Consider the following 16688-nt stretch of genomic DNA (forward strand, 5'->3'; position numbering starts at 1 on the left):
CGCCCTCAGCCCGCGTCCGGAGTGTCGTCCTCAGCCGGACCGGCCGGCCTCTCGGGGGCCGGACCGGCCACCGCGAGCGCGAGCCTGGCCACGACCGCGTCGGCGACCGCCTCGGCACACTCCACCGTCAGACCGCGGTGGGACGCGCTTTCCAGCACGCGCTCGCGCACCTGGGCGAGTTGTCCCGGGGTCAGTGGGGGAACGACCAGTGGTTCGGCAGTCCTGCGCAACACCCTGCGGAGCAGGGCCCGGGTGCCCGTGACCGTGCCGTCCGCTGCGGACTCCGCGAACTTCCTCGCGGTCTGGTCCAGTACGAGCCACACCACGGGTGTCACCAGTGCCGCGATCTCACCCAGGCCGAATCCGAGCGGCTCCCGCCGCCCGCCCCGTGGGCGTAGTCGGCGTACCGCCGTCGCGTCATCGAACCGGGCCAGGCCGTCGACCAGGACCAGCTCCGCCGGCGCGGTATCCGCCACGACCTCGCGGACCACTTCCCGTACCCTGACCCGCCCGGGCAGATCGGTGCCGCCGCCCGACCGGGCTGCTCCCGAGACCATTGCGCCCCCGTGAATCCGCCGTGTGCCATGTGGGCATGACATGACAAGAGGGTAGGGGCTCGGTTCCCCTCCAGGGCTTCGTTCTCACGAACTCGTGGCCCATGGTGCAGGCGGGTCGGCGCCGGACGACCGGTTCCGGCCGACCGGTTCCGGCCGCGGCGCTAGCTGTCGTCGCCGCCGTTGTTCCCGCTTCCGCCGAGCCGGCGGCGGCGCTTCGCGGAGCGGCGCAGCAGTTCGCCCGCGCCGAGGGTCACGGCCGCCACGGCGCGGACCCAGCCGGGTCCGCCGCGCGATGCCCACACCACGCACACGCACCCGCCGACGGCGATCACCAGGACGCCGAGCAGTACCAGAAAAGTCATCTTCCCCACCTTCGAGGTCGTCCCCGTCCCGGAATTCTGCCAGGTCGGGGCCACCGGGGCGGAACCTGTCGCGGCGACCCCGGAGGAGGCGCCGAAGAACACCGTCACCTGACCTTCCGTCAGATTGGAACGTGTTCTAGTCTGCCGCGCATGGGCATCGGAATCACGCAAGAGCAGCGGGAGTTGGCCGACGCCGTGCGCGGCTGGGTGGGGCGGGCCGTGCCGCCCGAGGAGGTGCGCAAGCTGCTCGACACCCCGCCGCGGACCGGGGAGCGGCCCGGCTACTGGGACGGGCTCGCGGCGGCCGGACTGCTGGCGCCGCACCTGGAGGGCGGGACCCTGCTGGATCTGGCCGTCGTGGTGGAGGAGGCCGCCCGGGGGGCGCTGCCCGGGGCGTTCCTGCCGAGCGCGCTGGCCTCCGTACTCCTGGACCGGGCCGGGGCCGAGCCGCTCGACGGCCGGGTCGGGGCGGTCGCCCTGGGGCCCGGCGGCGTCACCGCCGTCGCCGTCGAGGAGGGCGGGTACCTGCTGGACGGGCTCGCGCCGCCCGTGCTGGGCGCGGGCGAGGCCGACCTCGTACTGGTCGCCGCCGAGGCCGGGGCCGGGGCCGAGGCCGGGGCCGGGGTCGGCACCCGGTGGTTCGCCGTGGACGCCGCCGCGCTGGACGTCCGTACCCACGAGGGCGCCGATCCGACCCGGCCCACCGCCGAGGTGCGGGCGCGCGGGGTCCTCGTCCCGGCCGGCCGGCTCCTGGAGCTGGACGCGGACCTGGTCCGGGACCTGGCCTGCGTCCTGTTCGCCGCCGACGCCTGCGGCACCGCCGCCTGGGCCGTGCACACGGCCGCCGAGTACGCGAAGGTGCGCGAGCAGTTCGGGAGGCCCATCGGACGGTTCCAGGGCGTCAAGCACCTGTGCGCCGACATGCTGGTCCGCCTGGAGCAGGCCCGCGCCCTCGCCTGGGACGCGGCGAACAGCGCGGACGAGAGCCCCCGGGTGCGTTCCCTGGTGGCCGCGCTCGCAGCCGGGACCGCCCTCGACGCCTCCTACTCCTGCGCCAAGGACTGCATCCAGATCCTCGGCGGCATCGGCTTCACCTGGGAACACGACGCCCACATCCACCTGCGCCGGGCCCTCGTCGCCCGTCAGCTCCTGGGCCCCGGCGACGGTCACCGCATCCGGGCCGTCGGCCTCGCCGCGGACGGTGCGCGCCGCGAGCTGCGGCTGGAGCTGCCCGAGGCCGCCGAGGCGTACCGGGAGGGCGCCCGCGCCGCCGCCCGGGACGCGCACGGCCTCGGCCCGGCCGCCGCCCGCCGGGCCCTCGCCCCGACCGGCTACGCGGCCCCGTACCTGCCCCGCCCCTACGGTCTCGGCGCCGGACCCCTCCAACAGCTCGTCGTACAGCAGGAACTGAAGGCGGCGGGCGTCGCGCTCTGCGACCTCGGCATCGCCACCTGGGTCGTGCCCTCACTGCTCGCCTACGGGACCGACGCGCAGCGCGAGGCCCACGTCGTGTCCACGCTGCGCGGGGACACGACCTGGTGCCAGCTCTTCTCCGAGCCGGGCGCCGGATCCGACCTGGCCTCCCTGCGCACGCGGGCCGAACGGCTGGAGGACGGCTCCTGGAGGGTCAACGGACAGAAGGTGTGGACGAGTTCCGCGCACACCGCCGACTTCGGGATCCTCCTCGCCCGCACCGATCCGGCCGCCCCCAAGCACAAGGGCCTCGGCTACTTCGTCGTCGACATGAAGAACACCCCCGGCATCGACGTCCGCCCCCTGAAGGAGATCACCGGCGAGGCCCTCTTCAACGAGGTGTACTTCGACGACGTCCTCCTGCCCGCGGACGCGCTCGTCGGAGCCCCGGACGAGGGCTGGAAGGTCGCCCGCAACACCCTCGGCAACGAACGCGTCCACATGGCCGACCAGATGACCTTCGACACCGGCCTGGAGGCGCTCCTCGCCCGCGCCGCCGACCTCGACGGCTCCTACCGGGCCCGGATCGGCGCCCTGGCCGCCGAGGCGCACGCCCTCGCCTGCATCGGCCTGCGCACCACCCTCCAGCAGGTGTCCGGGCTGGAGCCCGGCGCGGGCGCGTCCGTACGCAAACTCGTCCAGACCCCCCACCAGCAGCGGACCGCCGAGCTCGCGCTCGAACTGCTGGGCCCGGCGGGCGCGGTGCGGGAGGGGGCGGGGGAGCGGGCCGTGCACGGCATGCTCATGTCCCGCTGCCTGACCATCGCCGGGGGCACCACACAGGTCCAGCTCAACGTCGTCGCCGAGCGCATCCTCGGCCTCCCGCGGGACTGAAGGGGAAGGGAAGGCACCACATGAAGGCCTACATCGTCGGCGTCGGCATGACGAAGTTCGAGAAGCCGGAATCGCGCGACTGGCAGTACTGGGACATGGTGCGGGAGGCCGGCGCGGCGGCGCTGGCCGACGCGGGCGTGGACTACGGGCTCGTCGAGCAGGTGCCCGTCGGCTACTGCTTCCAGGCCTCCACCGCGGGCCAGCGGGCCGCGTACGAACTGGGCCTGACCGGGGTGCCCGTCTACAACGTCAACAACAACTGCGCCACCGGCTCCACGGCCCTGATGATGGCCCGGCAGTTCGTGCAGGGCGGGATCAACGACTGCGTCCTCGCCGTGGGCTTCGAGAAGATGAAGCGCGGCGCCCTCGGCGGCGGCGCCGACGGCGGGGACTTCAAGACGTCCCCGGTCGCCCGTCACTACGGGATCATGGCGGCCGGGCACGGCTTCGAGATGTCCCCGCCCACCGCGCAGATCTTCGGGAACGCCGCCCGTGAGCACATGGAGCGCTACGGGACCACGGCCGCGCAGCTCGCGGCGGTGGGCGCCAAGAACCACCGGCACTCCGCCAACAACCCGAACGCCCAGTTCCAGGACGTGTACACGGTGGAGGAGATCCTCGCCGCGAAGACCATCCACGACCCGCTGACCAAACTCCAGTGCTCGCCCACCTCGGACGGCGCGGCGGCCGCCCTGGTCGTCTCGGAGCGGTTCGTCGTCCGGCACGGGCTGCACGACAGGGCGGTGGAGATCGTCGCCCAGGCCATGACCACCGACACCGCGGACAGCTTCGGCGGCTCCTGCATCGACGTCGTCGGCAAGCCCATGACCGCCGCCGCGGCCCGGCAGGTCTACGAGGCCTCCGGTCTCGGCATCGAGGACGTCGACGTCATCGAGCTGCACGACTGCTTCTCCGTCAACGAACTCCTCACCTACGAGGCACTCGGCATGTGCGCCGACGGGGCCTCCGGCACGCTCGTCGAGAGCGGTGCCACCACCTACGGCGGCCGCTGGGTCGTCAACCCGTCGGGCGGTCTGATCTCCAAGGGGCACCCGCTGGGCGCCACGGGCCTCGCGCAGGCCGCCGAGCTGGTCTGGCAGCTGCGCGGCGAGGCCGGGCCCCGGCAGGTCCCCGGAGCCGGGGTCGGGCTGGCGCACAACATCGGGCTGGGCGGTGCGGCGGTGGTCACCCTGCTGCGCCGCTGACGGGCCCGGCCCGCGGCCCCGCCCGGCTCTGCCCCCGCCCGCCCCGGCGAGCGGGCGGGGCGGGCGGGGCGGTGAGGGGGTCCCGCAGGGGCGGCGTGTCAGACGTGCGCCAGGGCCGGCATCAGGCGCAGCGCGTTCTCCCGGTTCACGGCCCGGCGCAGCGCCGGGGTGAACGCCGGGTCGGCGGCCAGCGCGGGCACCGCGACGTCCGTGACCACGGCGGCGGGGCAGGCCGGCCAGTCGCTGCCGAAGAGGATCCGGTCCGGGGACACCGTGGCCAGCAGGGTGCCCGCCGGGGACAGGGGGCCGGCGGTGTCGTAGTAGAAGCGGTGCAGGTGGTCCCGTACGGCGGCGGGTTCCACCGGCGGGTCGAAGGAGTGCGCGAAGGCCTCCAGCCGGGCCGCGATGTGCGGGAGGAAACCGCCCCCGTGCGGCAGGATCACCGACAGGTTCGGGAAGCGGTCCAGCGTCCGGTTGCGGATCATGTTCGCGGCGGCGCGGGTGGTGTCGAGGAGGAAGTCGCACAGGAAGTTCGGCAGCCCCGGCACGGTCGGCGCGCCGGGCGGGGCTCCGGGCGGGCCGCCGGGCAGGTTGTGCGGGTGGGTGTCGACGACCGCCGACCGCTCGTCGAGTTCGGCGAAGATCGCGTCGTAGGAGGGGTCGCCGAGGTAGACGCCGCCGTGGTTGGCGGTCACGTTCACCCCGACCGCGCCCAGCTCGTCCAGGCCGTACCGCAGCGCCCACGAGGACACCTCAGGGTCCTCCAGGAACAGCGGGGTGTGGAAGACGAACCGCCCCGGATGCGCCTCGACGACCTCCACCGCCGCCCGCAGGGTCACCGTCGTCGCCTCGCGCAGCTGCGCGGAGTTCTCGTAGCGGGCGTACATCATCGGCTTGAGCACGGCGGTGGCGATCCCCGCCCGGTCCATCAGCCCCAGCGCGGTCTCCGCGTCCCAGCGCGCCCACGGCGCCATCGCCTTCGGGTTCACCAGCCCCCGCCGCTCGGCCCACTCGCGCCAGGCGGGCGGGCAGAAGTGGTGGTGGACGTCGATCACGGCCCGGCTGCCGTCGTCCTCACCGCCCGCCGGGTCCGCCGCGTCCGGCCGTGCCGTTCCGCCGACGGTGATACCGACCGCTCCGTATTCCGGCATGCGCGCATTCCCTTTCATCGGGTTCAACGGGTCCATCGGGCGCGAAAAGGGGATCACGGCACACCCTAGGGCGGGCTCTGGCCGCTTTCCGCCGGACATTCACGGGAGGGAGCTTTAGGCTCCGAACGGGTCAATGCGGTTTCGTCCACGACGCGCCCGGGGAAAGGAGCCGACTGTCCGTTCCGGGAAATGCGAAAGGTTTCTGCGCGTGACGACTGAACCGACTGCGGCGGTGAACGACGGCCTCGCGCTGGGCGAAGCGGTGAAGGCGGCGACACTGAGTACGCCGGAATACCGGCAGTGCCCCCATCCGGTCTACAAGGTCCTGCGCGAACAGGCCCCCGTCGCCCGGCTCGCCCCCCGCCACGGGGTGGACACGTACCTCATCACCCGCTACGAGGACGCCCACGCGGCCCTCGCCGATCCCCGCATCGGCAAGGACATGCACGAGGCCATCGACCTCTACCACGCGCTCTTCGGGGACGCCTGCGAGACGCTCGACGACAACCTCCTCTTCGCGGACCCGCCCCGGCACACCCGGCTGCGCCACATCGCGAAGACCGCGTTCACCCCGCGCCACGTCAAGGACCTGCGCCCGCACATCGAGGAGCTCGCGAACGAGCTCCTGGACCGGTGCCCGACGGACGAGCCCGTCGACCTGATGAAGTCCTTCGCGCTGCCGCTGCCCGTCATGGTCATCTGCGAGCTGCTCGGTATCGTCGGGGTCGAGCGCACCGAGGTCCTGAAGTGGTTCTCGGTCGTGACGCGCTCCCGGTTCAGCAGGGACATGAAGGAAGACCTCGTCGAGGCCGAGCACTGGCTGCGGGACTACTTCACCGAACACATCCGGTGCACCCGCGCGAATCCCACGGACGACTTCCTGACGGTCCTGGTGCAGACGCGGCACGAGGAAGAACCGCTGACCGACGACGAACTCGTCTCGATGATCTGGGTGCTGCTCTTCGCCGGGCACAAGACGACCACCCTGCAGATCGGCAATTCCGTCTTCAACCTGCTCACCCACCCCGAACAGCTGAGGGCGCTGCAGGAGAACCGCGAACTCCTGCCGCAGGCCATCGAAGAACTCCTGCGCTACGAAGGCTCCGTGGAAACCTCCACCTTCCGGTACGCGCTGGAGGACGTGGAAATCGGCGGAACGCTCATTCCGCAGGGCGCGATCGTGCAGATCGCCCTGACCGCCGCCAATCGCGACCCGGAGAAGTTCCCCGCGCCGGACACCCTGGACATCACCCGCGAACACCTCCAGCGCGAACACCTCGGCTTCGGCTTCGGCCCCCACTTCTGCCTGGGCGCCCCGCTGGCCCGGCTGGAGCTGGAGATCTGCCTCACCGCGCTGCTCGACCGCTTCCCCGACATGGTCCTGGCGCTCCCGGACTCCGACGCCGGGGACTGGCTCAAGGGGCCGTTCCCGGCCTTCCGGGGGCTGGAGAAGCTGCCCGTGGCGCTGGACCCCTCGCGGACGGTCGACGACTGGACCGCCCCGGCGCGGTAGGGACGTCCCGCGCACCGGAGTCCTCCGTACGAAGCCCTCCGCGCCGCCGGCGGAGGGCTTCCGCACGCCGTGCTACGGGCCCGCGAGGGCCGGGTCCACCACCGTCTCGCCCGTGGCCGCGCGGCGCATGCACTCCGCCAGCTCCGCGACCGGGCCGTCCCGCAGGACCAGCCCCGCCGCGCCCGCCGCCAGGACCGCCTCCCTCAGCCCGGGGTGCGCCGAGCCCGTGGCGACCAGGACCCGGCACTGCGGATCGTCCTCCAGCAGGGCCGTCACCGAGGCGAGGTCCTCCACCAGCGCCACCGCCGGCCGGGCCGTCGCGGAGGTGACCACCTCGATGTCCGGCTGGAGGCTCAAATGGACCGCGAGGGCCGGGTTCGGCGGGTCGAGCAGGACGCGCAGGGAGCGGGCGGGCCGGTGCGTCACGGGCATTTCGTCCACCGGCGCAGCGTAACGCCCCCCACCTGGGGCAGGGGGCAACACGCCACTGGGCCACCCGATCTGACGTGAAGTCAGGAGTCTTCCCAAGTGATCGGGCGTGCGTTATACATTCCTTCAACCGGCGCTAGAACGCGTTCTAGAACGGTTCCGCGTACGACCTCGGTGCGGCTGACGGTGCGGACGGCCGCGCCGAGGTCTTCCAAGGCAGCGGTGCTCGCGCAGGCCGCGGCGCCCCGACCCAGGGAGCAGCATCCCCATGCCGATCGATGCCGCCAAGGCCCTCGCCGCCGAACCCCGCCAGGGGGACATCGGCTGGGACCACAAGGACATCCAGCTCTACCACCTCGGCCTCGGTGCCGGGCTCCCGGCCACCGACCCCGACGAGCTGCGCTACACCCTGGAGTCCAAGCTCCACGTGCTGCCCAGCTTCGCGACCGTCGCGGGCGCCGGCATGGCCATGCTGGGCGGCCTCGCGGCCCCCGGCATCGACGTGAACCTCGCCGCCGTCCTGCACGGCGGGCACTCCATCGAGCTGCACCGCCCGATCCCCGTCAAGGGGCGGGCCACCTCCACCTCCAAGGTCGCCGCCGTCCACGACAAGGGCAAGGCGGCCGTGATCGTGCTGCGCTCCGAGGTCGCGGACGCCGACGGGCCGCTGTGGACCAGCGACGCGCAGCTCTTCGTCCGGGGAGAAGGCGGCTTCGGCGGCGAGCGCGGGCCCTCCGTCAGGACCGAGCAGCCCGAGCGGGCCCCCGACCGCACCGAGGAGCGCACCATCCGCGAGGAGCAGGCCCTGCTCTACCGGCTCTCCGGGGACTGGAACCCCCTGCACGCCGACCCGGAGTTCGCCAAGCTGGCCGGCTTCGACCGGCCGATCCTGCACGGCCTGTGCTCGTACGGGATGACCCTCAAGGCCGTCGTCGACACCGTCCTCGGCGGTGATGTCTCCCGGGTCCGCGCCTACCGCACGCGCTTCGCCGGGATCGTCTTCCCCGGCGAGACGCTGCGCATCCGGATGTGGCAGGAGACCGGCCGGGTCCTGGTCTCGGTCACCGCCGTCGACCGGGACGACGCCCCGGTCCTCGCCGACACCGTCGTCGAACACGCGTAAGACAGTCAGACCTGCGACCACAGAAGGAGCCGCACCGTGCGCGCAGCACTGCAGAGCGAGATAGGCCAGGACAAGCTGGAGGTCGTCGACGACATGGAGGCCGTGGGCCTGGGCCCCGGCAAGGTGAAGATCCGCATCAGGGCCACCGGCCTGTGCCACTCCGACCTCTCCGCGATGAGCGGCGTGCTGCCGCAGCCGGCCCCCTTCATCCCCGGCCACGAGGGCTCCGGGGTGATCGCCGACGTGGGCGACGGGGTCACCCACCTCAAGCAGGGCGACCGGGTCCTGGTCTGCTGGCTGCCGCCCTGCGGGCACTGCGCGGCCTGCAAGCGCGGGCAGGGCCACCTCTGTCTGGAGAGCCTCGTCAACGCGGGCACCCCCAACTTCCGGCGCGCGGGCGGGGACGTCTTCGGTTTCGCCGCCACCGGCACCTTCGCCGAGGAGCTCGTCGTCGACGCCAAGTGCGCCGTCCCGATCCCCGACGACGTGCCCTTCGACATCGCCGCCCTCATCGGCTGCGGCGTCACCACCGGGCTGGGCGCCGCCGTCAACACCGCCAAGGTGGAGGCCGGTTCCTCGGTCGCCGTCATCGGCTGCGGCGGCGTCGGCATCTCCGTCATCCAGGGCGCCAGGCTCCAGGGCGCCGCCCAGATCATCGCCGTCGACCCCGTCGCCTCCCGGCGCGAGGCGGCCCTGCGCTTCGGCGCGACGGAGGCCGTGGCCCCCGAGGCCCTGGACGACGCCAAGAGCCGGATCACCTCCGGGGAGGGCTTCGACTACGTCTTCGAGGTCGTCGGCAAGTCCGCCACCGCGCAGACCGCCTACAAGGCGACCCGCCGCGGCGGCAGTGTCGTCATCGTCGGTGCGGGCGCCCTCGACGACACCTTCCAGGTCGACATGTTCTCGCTGTTCTTCGACGAGAAGAAGATCCTGCCGTCGATGTACGGGGGCGGGGACGTGCTCCGCTCCTACGAGCGCACCATCGCCCTGTGGCGGGCCGGCCGGGTCGATCTGGAGAGCCTGATCACCCACCGGGTCCACCTCACCGAGATCAACGACGCCCTCGACCAGATGCGCACCGGCGTCGCGCTGCGCACCTGCATCGAACTCTGACCCGCTCTGAGAGGAATCCGGTAGATGTCACTGCCACTTGAGGGGCTCAGCGCCGTCGTCACCGGCGCCGGCCGCGGGCTCGGCCGGGCCGAGGCGATCGAACTGGCCCGCCTCGGCGCGAGCGTGGTCGTCAACGACTTCGGCCAGAGCGGCCGGGACGGCTCGGGCGATGCGTCCGCCGCCCCGGCCGAGGAGGTGGCCGCCGAGATCCGTGCGGCGGGCGGATCGGCGGTGGCGCACCTCGGTGACGTGGCCGACTTCGAGCAGGCCCGGGACCTGGTGGAACTGGCCGTCTCCCGGTTCGGCAAGCTGGACGTCCTCGTCAACAACGCGGGCATCCTGCGGGACCGGATGATCTTCTCCATGTCGGAGGAGGAGTGGGACTCGGTGATCCGGGTCCACCTCAAGGGTCACTTCAACACCACCCACTTCGCCGCCGCGCACTGGCGGGAACGCTCCAAGGCGGCGGGCGGCCCGGTCTACGGCCGGATCGTCAACACTTCCTCCGAGGCCTTCCTCGGCGGCTCGGCGGGCCAGCCCAACTACGCGGCCGCCAAGGGCGGCATCGTGGGCCTGACCACCTCGACCGCCCTGGCCCTGGCCAAGTACGGGGTGACGGCCAACGCCATCTGCCCGCGCGCCCGCACCCGGATGACCGAGGACGTCTTCGCGGGCTTCCAGGAGCCGGAGGAGGGCAAACTCGACGCCCTCGCCCCCGAGCACGTCGCCCCGCTGGTCGGCTACCTGGCCTCGCCGGCCTCGGCGAAGGCCAACGGGCAGCTGTTCGTCGTGCACGGCGGGATCGTGGTCGTGATGGAACGCCCCAGGGTGGCGGCCAAGTTCGACACCGCCAAGGAGTCCTTCTCCTACGAGGAACTCGACGGGCTCCTCACCCCGCACTACGACTCCCGCCCGCCGAACGAGACCTTCGCGGCCGCCGAGGTCCTGGGCCTCAAGCACGGCTAGGCCGGCGGGGGCGTGTCGTCCCCGTCGGTGAGGAAACACACCCGGCGCAGTTCGGCGGGTGCCAGGGGGCCGAGACCGAGGAGGTCCGGGTCGTCCCGGACCTCCTCCCAGAACTCGGCTTCGGTCGGTGCGGTCCCGAGGACCGTCCACGGCGCGCCGTACTTCGTGCGCGCCACCCACACCCAGAGCCGACGTCGGCCCGGGCCGTACAGCTCCTCCCCCACGGGCGCCTCCTGCATCTCGGCGACCAGGCTCGCCGTGTGCGGGTGGGGGCACCCGGACCGCAGGTGCCCCTGCTCCCACCGGGTGGTGAGCCGCCGCGTCGCCGAGTCGGCGACCGCGTCGGCGGCGTCCAGCGCCCCTTGATCGGCGTTCGCGGCGGCGGGCCGGACCACGCGCACCAGCAGGTCCTGCCCGCACGGCCGGTAACCGAAGAGTCTGAAGATGTCGATCTGGCTGCCCACGCGGCCATTGTGCCCGTACGCGCGCGCCCCGGGCTCAGCTCAGCGGGGCCTGCTGGAGGGGGACCGGGCGCAGGGGCGGGGCCGGTGGAGGGTCCAGGCGGACCGGTGGGGGCGGGGGTGCGGGCTGGCCGATGCCGACGATCCCGCAGGGGACCTCCGGGGTGGCGTACGGGAGGTGCAGGCGGCCCTGCGGGGTCCACAGGCCGGTGCCGAGCCAGCCCACCGGGGCGCCGAGCCGGAAGACGCCGCGGTCGGCCGGCCGCCACAGCACGAGCTCCGCCTCGCCGACCCGCAGCGCGACCCCGCAGGTCTCCGGCATCAGGGCCTGGCCCGGCTGCACGGCGAAGGGGTGCGCGTCCGCGATGCGCAGGCACTCCGGGAAGCGGACCGGGCGGGCACTGCCCAGCACCCCCCAGCCGAGCCGGGGTTCGCCCGGGGCGTCGGAGCGGATCAGCAGCAGCCCGCTGTCGGGTGCTGCGAGCAGGAGCCGGTCGTCGCTGTCCTCGGCGATCTGGAGCAGCGGGCTGACCTCGCCGCCCCGCTCCAGGTCCACGGCGACGGCCTTGGTCCGGCCGTCCAGCTCCCGGTCCAGGGACAGCAGGCGGCCGACCCGGTCCAGCCACACCCCGCCGGAGCAGCGCCCCGGCAGCACGGCGGCCCGGCGCGGCCCGCCGGGGGCACCGGCGACCTGCCAGACGGTGCTCTGAGCCGGCCCCACCGCCAGGGCGTAGGCCCCGTGTCCGTCGGGGGAGGGCGGCAGCAGGCGGACCCGTACGCCCTCCTCGGCGGGCACCGCGCCGAGCTGGAGCTCCCCCGTGCGCGGCCCGGTCGCGGCGCCCGACGGGTAGAGCAGCGCGAACGCGTGCCGGTCGGCGACCCGGCGGTGGATCAGCACCCGCCCGTCGGTCAGCGCCAGCACTTCGCTGTCGGCCTCCTCAGGCTGCGCGAGCGGCAATGGCACCGCGTACGGCTCGGGTCCCCCCAGCGTCCAGCGCTCCGGGTAGCGCGCCTGCCCCTCCCCGGCCAGCCGCGCGGCATACGCCCCGTCGGCGGCGATCGTGAACGGGGCGGGCGTCGTGATCTCGATGGCACAGACAGTCATCCGGGCCGTCACCTCCGGATGAGGAAGCTAGTTTTCGAGGCCCCCGGGGTCGCGCACGACTCGGCGGGCTTCACACGTACGGGTGGCCACGAGGCGATTCGCCGGTGGCGGGGGGCGCGGCTGTGCTGTTCCATATCGGGGCGTTTGGGGTCAGAGGGCGGCCCACCCCGCCCGAACACCGCCACCGCCCCTTCTTCCCCCGCAGCCCGCACCGGGCTCCCGAGCCGAAGGGGTGCGCCGGGGGAACAGTGCACAGCGCCCGCGGGAAACCGCGAGGAACGAGCGGTTTCCGAGGACGCGCGGTGCCGTGAGCCAGGCATCCGGCGCCCCGGAGGCGAGGGAGCCCGTAAAAAAGGAACGGTAACCTTGGCCTGTGCCTCGCCTCTCTGAAGTCATCGCCGCGCTGGACGCTCTCTGGCCCCCCTCGCGGGCCGAGCAGTGGGACGCCGTCGGCACCGTCTGCGGCGACCCCGATGCCGAGGTCACCCGGGTGCTCTTCGCCGTCGACCCCGTACAGGACATCGTCGACGAGGCGGTGGAGCTGGGCGCCGACCTGCTCGTCACCCACCACCCCCTCTACCTGCGCGGCACCACCACCGTCGAGGCGGGCACCTTCAAGGGCCGCGCCGTGCACACGCTGATCAAGAACGACATCGCGCTGCACGTCGCCCACACCAACGCCGACACCGCCGACCCCGGTGTCTCCGACGCCCTCGCCGGCGCCCTCGACCTGCGCGTCACCGGCCCGCTCGTGCCCGACCCCACCGACCCGGCCGGCCGCCGGGGCCTGGGCCGGATCTGCGAGCTGGACCACCCCGAGACCCTCCGCGAGTTCGCGGCCCGCGCCGCTTCCCGGCTGCCGTCGACCGCGCAGGGCATCCGCGCCGCGGGCGACCCGGACGCGCTGATCCGTACCGTCGCCGTCAGCGGCGGCTCCGGCGACAGCCTCTTCGAGCAGGTCCGCGCCGCCGGCGTGGACGCCTTCCTCACCGCCGACCTGCGCCACCACCCGGCGTCCGAGGCCCGCGAGCAGAGCCCGCTGGCCCTCGTCGACGCCGCCCACTGGGCCACCGAGTGGCCCTGGTGCGAGCAGGCCGCCGCGCAGCTCGACGCGATCTCCGAGCGCCACGGCTGGGGTCTGCGGACCCACGTCTCGCGCACGGTCACCGACCCGTGGACGGCGCACGCGCCGTCCGTCACCTCCCCCTCTACCTCTGGAGCCCCCAACTGAACGCCGAGCCCGCCGACCAGATCCGACTTCTCGACGTCCAGGCCCTGGACGTGCGGCTGTCTCAGCTCGCCCACAAGCGCAAGTCGCTCCCGGAGCACACCGAGGTCGACTCCCTGACCAAGGACCTCAGCCAGCAGCGCGACCTGCTCGTCGCCGCGCAGACCCAGGCCAGCGACGCCGCCCGCGAGCAGACCAAGGCGGAGCAGGACGTCGACCAGGTCCGTCAGCGTGCGGCCCGCGACCAGCAGCGCCTGGACACCGGCGTCGGCATCTCGGCCCGGGACCTGGCGAACCTCCAGAGCGAGGTCGTCTCCCTCGCCAAGCGCCAGGGTGACCTGGAGGACGTGGTCCTGGAGGTCATGGAGCGCCTGGAGGCAGCGCAGGAGCGCGTCACCGAGCTGAAGGAGCGGGTCGCCGCCCTGGAGGCCAAGCTCGTCGACGCCACCGCGCGCCGCGACGCCGCCACCGGCGAGATCGACACCGAGGTCGCGAAGATCGGCAAGGACCGCGAGGTCATCGTCGGCTCCATGCCGTCCGACCTGATGGCCCTGTACGAGAAGATCCGCGTCAAACAGGGCGGCGTCGGCGCGGCCCGCCTGTACCAGCGCCGCTGCGAGGGCTGCCGCCTGGAGCTGGACCTGGCCGAGGTCAACGAGATCAAGGCCGCGGCCCGCGACCAGGTCGTCCGGCACGAGAACTGCGGCCGCATCCTGGTCCGTGCGGCGGACTCGGGCATCTGATGCCGCGTTTCGTCGTGGAGGCGGACGGCGGTTCCCGGGGCAACCCGGGTCCCGCCGGCTACGGCGCGGTCGTCCTCGACCCGGCGACGGGGGAGACCCTGGCCGAACGCGCCGAGTTCATCGGCGTCGCGACGAACAACGTCGCCGAGTACAAGGGCCTGATCGCCGGCCTCGAGGCGGCGCGTGAGCTGGCGCCGGACGCGACGGTCCTGGTCCGGATGGACTCCAAGCTCGTCGTCGAGCAGATGTCGGGCCGCTGGAAGATCAAGCACCCCGACATGAAGCCGCTCGCGGCACAGGCCGCGAAGGTCCTTCCGCGCGCGCAGGTCACCTACGAGTGGATCCCGCGCGAGCGCAACAAGCACGCCGACCGGCTCGCCAACGAGGCGATGGACGCGGGCAAGCGCGGAGCGCAGTGGGAACCGTCCCGCTCCACGGCCTTCGCCGCCGCCCCGCCGTCCGGTCCCCCCGGCGACGCGACGAAGGGCGCGGCGGCCGTCCGCGCCGCGATGGCCTCCGGCGGTGCCACGGGAACCCGCGCGGCCGGGGCCGCGACGGCCGGGGCGGACACCCTGTTCGGCGACGCCGGCACCTCCGCGGAGGCCGACTCCGTCCGCGCCGCCTCCGTGGTGGCGCGCGACACCGACACGCTGTTCGGCGCGGCCGGGGCCCCCGAGCCCGCCGCCGGCACCGGCGCCACGACCGGCACGGGCGCCACGACCGGCACCGGCACCGGCACCGGATGGGGGCCCGACATGGGCGCGCCCGCCACCTTCGTGCTGCTGCGGCACGGCGAGACCGCCCTCACCCCGCAGAAGCGCTTCTCCGGCAGCGGCGGCACCGACCCGGAGCTGTCCCCGGCAGGCCGCCGCCAGGCCGCGGCCGTCGCCGAGGCGCTGGCCGCGCGGGGCACCGTACAGGCCGTCGTCAGCTCCCCGCTGCGCCGCTGCCGGGAGACCGCCCAGGCCGTCGCCGACCGCCTCGGGCTGCCGGTCACGGTCGAGGAGGGCCTGCGCGAGACGGACTTCGGAGCCTGGGAGGGCCTGACCTTCGCCGAGGTGCGCGAGCGCTTCCCGGACGACCTCCAGGCCTGGCTGGACTCCTCGAAGGCGGCCCCGACCGGTGGCGGCGAGAGCTTCACGGCCGTCACCCGCCGCGTCTCGGCGGCCCGTGACCGGCTGCTGTCCGCCCACGCGGGCCGCACCGTGCTGCTGGTGACCCACGTGACCCCGGTCAAGACGCTGGTCCGCCTCGCGCTGGGCGCGCCGCCGGAGTCCCTGTTCAAGATGGAGCTGTCCGCGGCCTCCCTGTCGGCGGTCGCCTACTACGCCGACGGCAACGCCTCGGTCCGCCTCCTGAACGACACCTCGCACCTGCGCTAGCGGAGCGGAACGGAAGGACCCCCGCCCACCGGGCGGGGGTCCTTCCGTCGTGTCCGGCCGGTGGCGCCGTGCGGGTCGTCAGGCCTCGCAGGCTCCGGAGGAGCCCCAGAGCAGGAACTCGTCTCCGGCGGTGGGGTCCTCGATCAGTACTGCGTACCTCGTGTAGGGCCAGTTCGGTGAATCCGCGGATGCGGCGGCCAGTTGCGTGCAGGACTGCTGTGCCGCCTGGTGCGCCCACTCGCCCCGGGTGGTCCCGTCCCATGCGGGTTTGGCTGCCCACACGTACATCACCCGCTTCTCGGGGTCGAACCCGACGCTCAGGTTGTCGTGGCTGAGCCGGTAGTAACCGTGGTCGGAGCTGTTGCCGCTCCACGCCCGGATGATCGACGTCGCGATCCGGTCGGCGACGCGGATCTCGTCCGGGTCGCGGGAGGGCACCTGCGCGGCGGCGAGGCCTCCCGCGTCGGGGTACCAGCCGGCCGCCTGCCCTGCGCCGGGGGCGGTGGTGCGGTCGGTCACGGACGTCGAGCAGGCGGTGTTGGCGCGGAAGTCGTCGGCCCAGACGACGGCGGGGCCTCCCCTGTGCCCGGTGTCGACGATCACGTAGGTGCGGTACGGGAGGTCCGGGTAGGCGGTACGGAGGTCCCGCAGCCCCAGGCAGGCGGTCCTGGCGACCTCGTGGATCGCCCCGAAGTCGAGTTCCCGGCCGCCGGAGGTGATGTACACCTCCCCGCGGGGCTGGTGGAAGCTGAGGGAGAAGTCCTGGTCGGGGTGGGTGTTGGCGTCGAGCCAGGCTCCGGTGCCCATGGATCCCCACGCGTCGTTCTCGGCCGGTGTCTGTGCGGCGCGGGCCGCTCGCCAGGTCGCGAGGGTCGGCGCGGTGTTCGTCGTGCCGTAGCCCGCGCCCGACGGGCTGCCGCTGCCGCTGCCCGCGGGGACGGGCGCGGCCGGGGTGCCGGTCGTACGCGCCGACCCGGCGGGCGTGGCGGCGGCGTCCGCGGCGGGACGGGCCGCGTGCTCGGCCCGGGTGGCGGGCAGGGCGA

General features: G+C 73.6%; 15 protein-coding genes and 1 pseudogene. 9 read left to right on the forward strand and 7 right to left on the reverse strand.

Annotation, left to right across the window (positions count from 1 at the left end; genetic code table 11):
• Nucleotides 1–5: 5 nt before the first annotated feature.
• Entirely contained in the window at nt 6–557 is a 552-nt protein-coding gene (locus ACEPPI_RS23455) for a hypothetical protein (protein ID WP_373917221.1), read from the reverse strand.
• 161 nt (nt 558–718) lie between these two features.
• Nucleotides 719–919, reverse strand: coding sequence for a hypothetical protein (locus ACEPPI_RS23460; protein WP_373917222.1), 201 nt, complete (start codon nt 917–919; stop codon nt 719–721).
• Nucleotides 920–1069: 150 nt separating this feature from the next.
• Between ACEPPI_RS23460 and ACEPPI_RS23465 the strand changes: the two genes are divergently transcribed.
• Nucleotides 1070–3226 carry an acyl-CoA dehydrogenase gene (locus ACEPPI_RS23465; RefSeq protein WP_373917223.1) on the forward strand — a complete coding sequence of 719 codons (2157 nt, stop codon included), beginning with the start codon at nt 1070–1072 and terminating at the stop codon, nt 3224–3226.
• A 20-nt stretch (nt 3227–3246) separates the two neighbouring features.
• A complete protein-coding gene (locus ACEPPI_RS23470) occupies nt 3247–4431 on the forward strand; it encodes a lipid-transfer protein (protein ID WP_373917224.1) in 1185 nt (394 codons plus the stop codon).
• 98 nt (nt 4432–4529) lie between these two features.
• Here the strand turns inward: ACEPPI_RS23470 and ACEPPI_RS23475 are convergent, their stop codons facing one another.
• Nucleotides 4530–5582: an amidohydrolase family protein gene (locus tag ACEPPI_RS23475; protein WP_373917225.1), complete on the reverse strand. Its 1053-nt coding sequence runs from the start codon at nt 5580–5582 to the stop codon at nt 4530–4532.
• 208 nt (nt 5583–5790) lie between these two features.
• Between ACEPPI_RS23475 and ACEPPI_RS23480 the strand changes: the two genes are divergently transcribed.
• Nucleotides 5791–7095: a cytochrome P450 gene (locus tag ACEPPI_RS23480; RefSeq protein WP_373917226.1), complete on the forward strand. Its 1305-nt coding sequence runs from the start codon at nt 5791–5793 to the stop codon at nt 7093–7095.
• A 72-nt stretch (nt 7096–7167) separates the two neighbouring features.
• On the opposite strand, the gene ACEPPI_RS23485 is transcribed toward ACEPPI_RS23480, so the two are convergent.
• On the reverse strand, nt 7168–7527 hold the full coding sequence (locus ACEPPI_RS23485) for a DNA-binding response regulator (protein WP_373917236.1): 360 nt from the start codon (nt 7525–7527) through the stop codon (nt 7168–7170).
• 265 nt (nt 7528–7792) lie between these two features.
• On the opposite strand from ACEPPI_RS23485, the gene ACEPPI_RS23490 reads away from it, so the two are divergent.
• The 3 genes from ACEPPI_RS23490 to ACEPPI_RS23500 are packed head-to-tail and all read left to right on the forward strand — an operon-like array spanning nt 7793 to nt 10726.
• On the forward strand, nt 7793–8647 hold the full coding sequence (locus ACEPPI_RS23490; protein ID WP_373917227.1) for a MaoC/PaaZ C-terminal domain-containing protein: 855 nt from the start codon (nt 7793–7795) through the stop codon (nt 8645–8647).
• Between the two features lie 36 nt (nt 8648–8683).
• Nucleotides 8684–9760, forward strand: a complete 1077-nt coding sequence (locus ACEPPI_RS23495) for a Zn-dependent alcohol dehydrogenase (protein ID WP_373917228.1) — start codon at nt 8684–8686, stop codon at nt 9758–9760.
• 24 nt (nt 9761–9784) lie between these two features.
• Nucleotides 9785–10726, forward strand: a complete 942-nt coding sequence (locus ACEPPI_RS23500) for a 3-oxoacyl-ACP reductase (RefSeq protein ID WP_373917229.1) — start codon at nt 9785–9787, stop codon at nt 10724–10726.
• On the opposite strand, the gene ACEPPI_RS23505 is transcribed toward ACEPPI_RS23500, so the two are convergent.
• Both ACEPPI_RS23505 and ACEPPI_RS23510 read right to left on the reverse strand, forming a co-directional pair.
• Complete coding sequence (locus ACEPPI_RS23505; protein ID WP_373917230.1) at nt 10723–11190, reverse strand: hypothetical protein; 468 nt, start codon at nt 11188–11190, stop codon at nt 10723–10725. The genes ACEPPI_RS23500 and ACEPPI_RS23505 overlap by 4 nt on opposite strands.
• Nucleotides 11191–11224: 34 nt before the next feature.
• On the reverse strand, nt 11225–12292 hold the full coding sequence (locus tag ACEPPI_RS23510; protein ID WP_373917231.1) for a hypothetical protein: 1068 nt from the start codon (nt 12290–12292) through the stop codon (nt 11225–11227).
• A 373-nt stretch (nt 12293–12665) separates the two neighbouring features.
• Between ACEPPI_RS23510 and ACEPPI_RS23515 the strand changes: the two genes are divergently transcribed.
• The 3 genes from ACEPPI_RS23515 to ACEPPI_RS23525 are packed head-to-tail and all read left to right on the forward strand — an operon-like array spanning nt 12666 to nt 15645.
• Nucleotides 12666–13523 (forward strand): Nif3-like dinuclear metal center hexameric protein, encoded by an 858-nt coding sequence (locus ACEPPI_RS23515; RefSeq protein WP_373917232.1) that lies wholly within the window; start codon nt 12666–12668, stop codon nt 13521–13523.
• Nucleotides 13520–14263, forward strand: coding sequence for a zinc ribbon domain-containing protein (locus tag ACEPPI_RS23520; protein ID WP_373917237.1), 744 nt, complete (start codon nt 13520–13522; stop codon nt 14261–14263). Before ACEPPI_RS23515 ends, ACEPPI_RS23520 begins: the two co-directional genes overlap by 4 nt.
• Complete coding sequence (locus ACEPPI_RS23525) at nt 14263–15645, forward strand: bifunctional RNase H/acid phosphatase (protein WP_373917233.1); 1383 nt, start codon at nt 14263–14265, stop codon at nt 15643–15645. The genes ACEPPI_RS23520 and ACEPPI_RS23525 overlap by 1 nt, the downstream gene beginning before the upstream one ends.
• A 78-nt stretch (nt 15646–15723) precedes the next feature.
• On the opposite strand, the pseudogene ACEPPI_RS23530 reads toward ACEPPI_RS23525, so the two are convergent.
• Nucleotides 15724–16688: pseudogene (locus ACEPPI_RS23530) on the reverse strand (hypothetical protein); the annotation flags it as partial.

This window comes from Streptomyces sp. AB3(2024) (assembly GCF_041862025.1).
GTDB lineage: Bacteria > Actinomycetota > Actinomycetes > Streptomycetales > Streptomycetaceae > Streptomyces.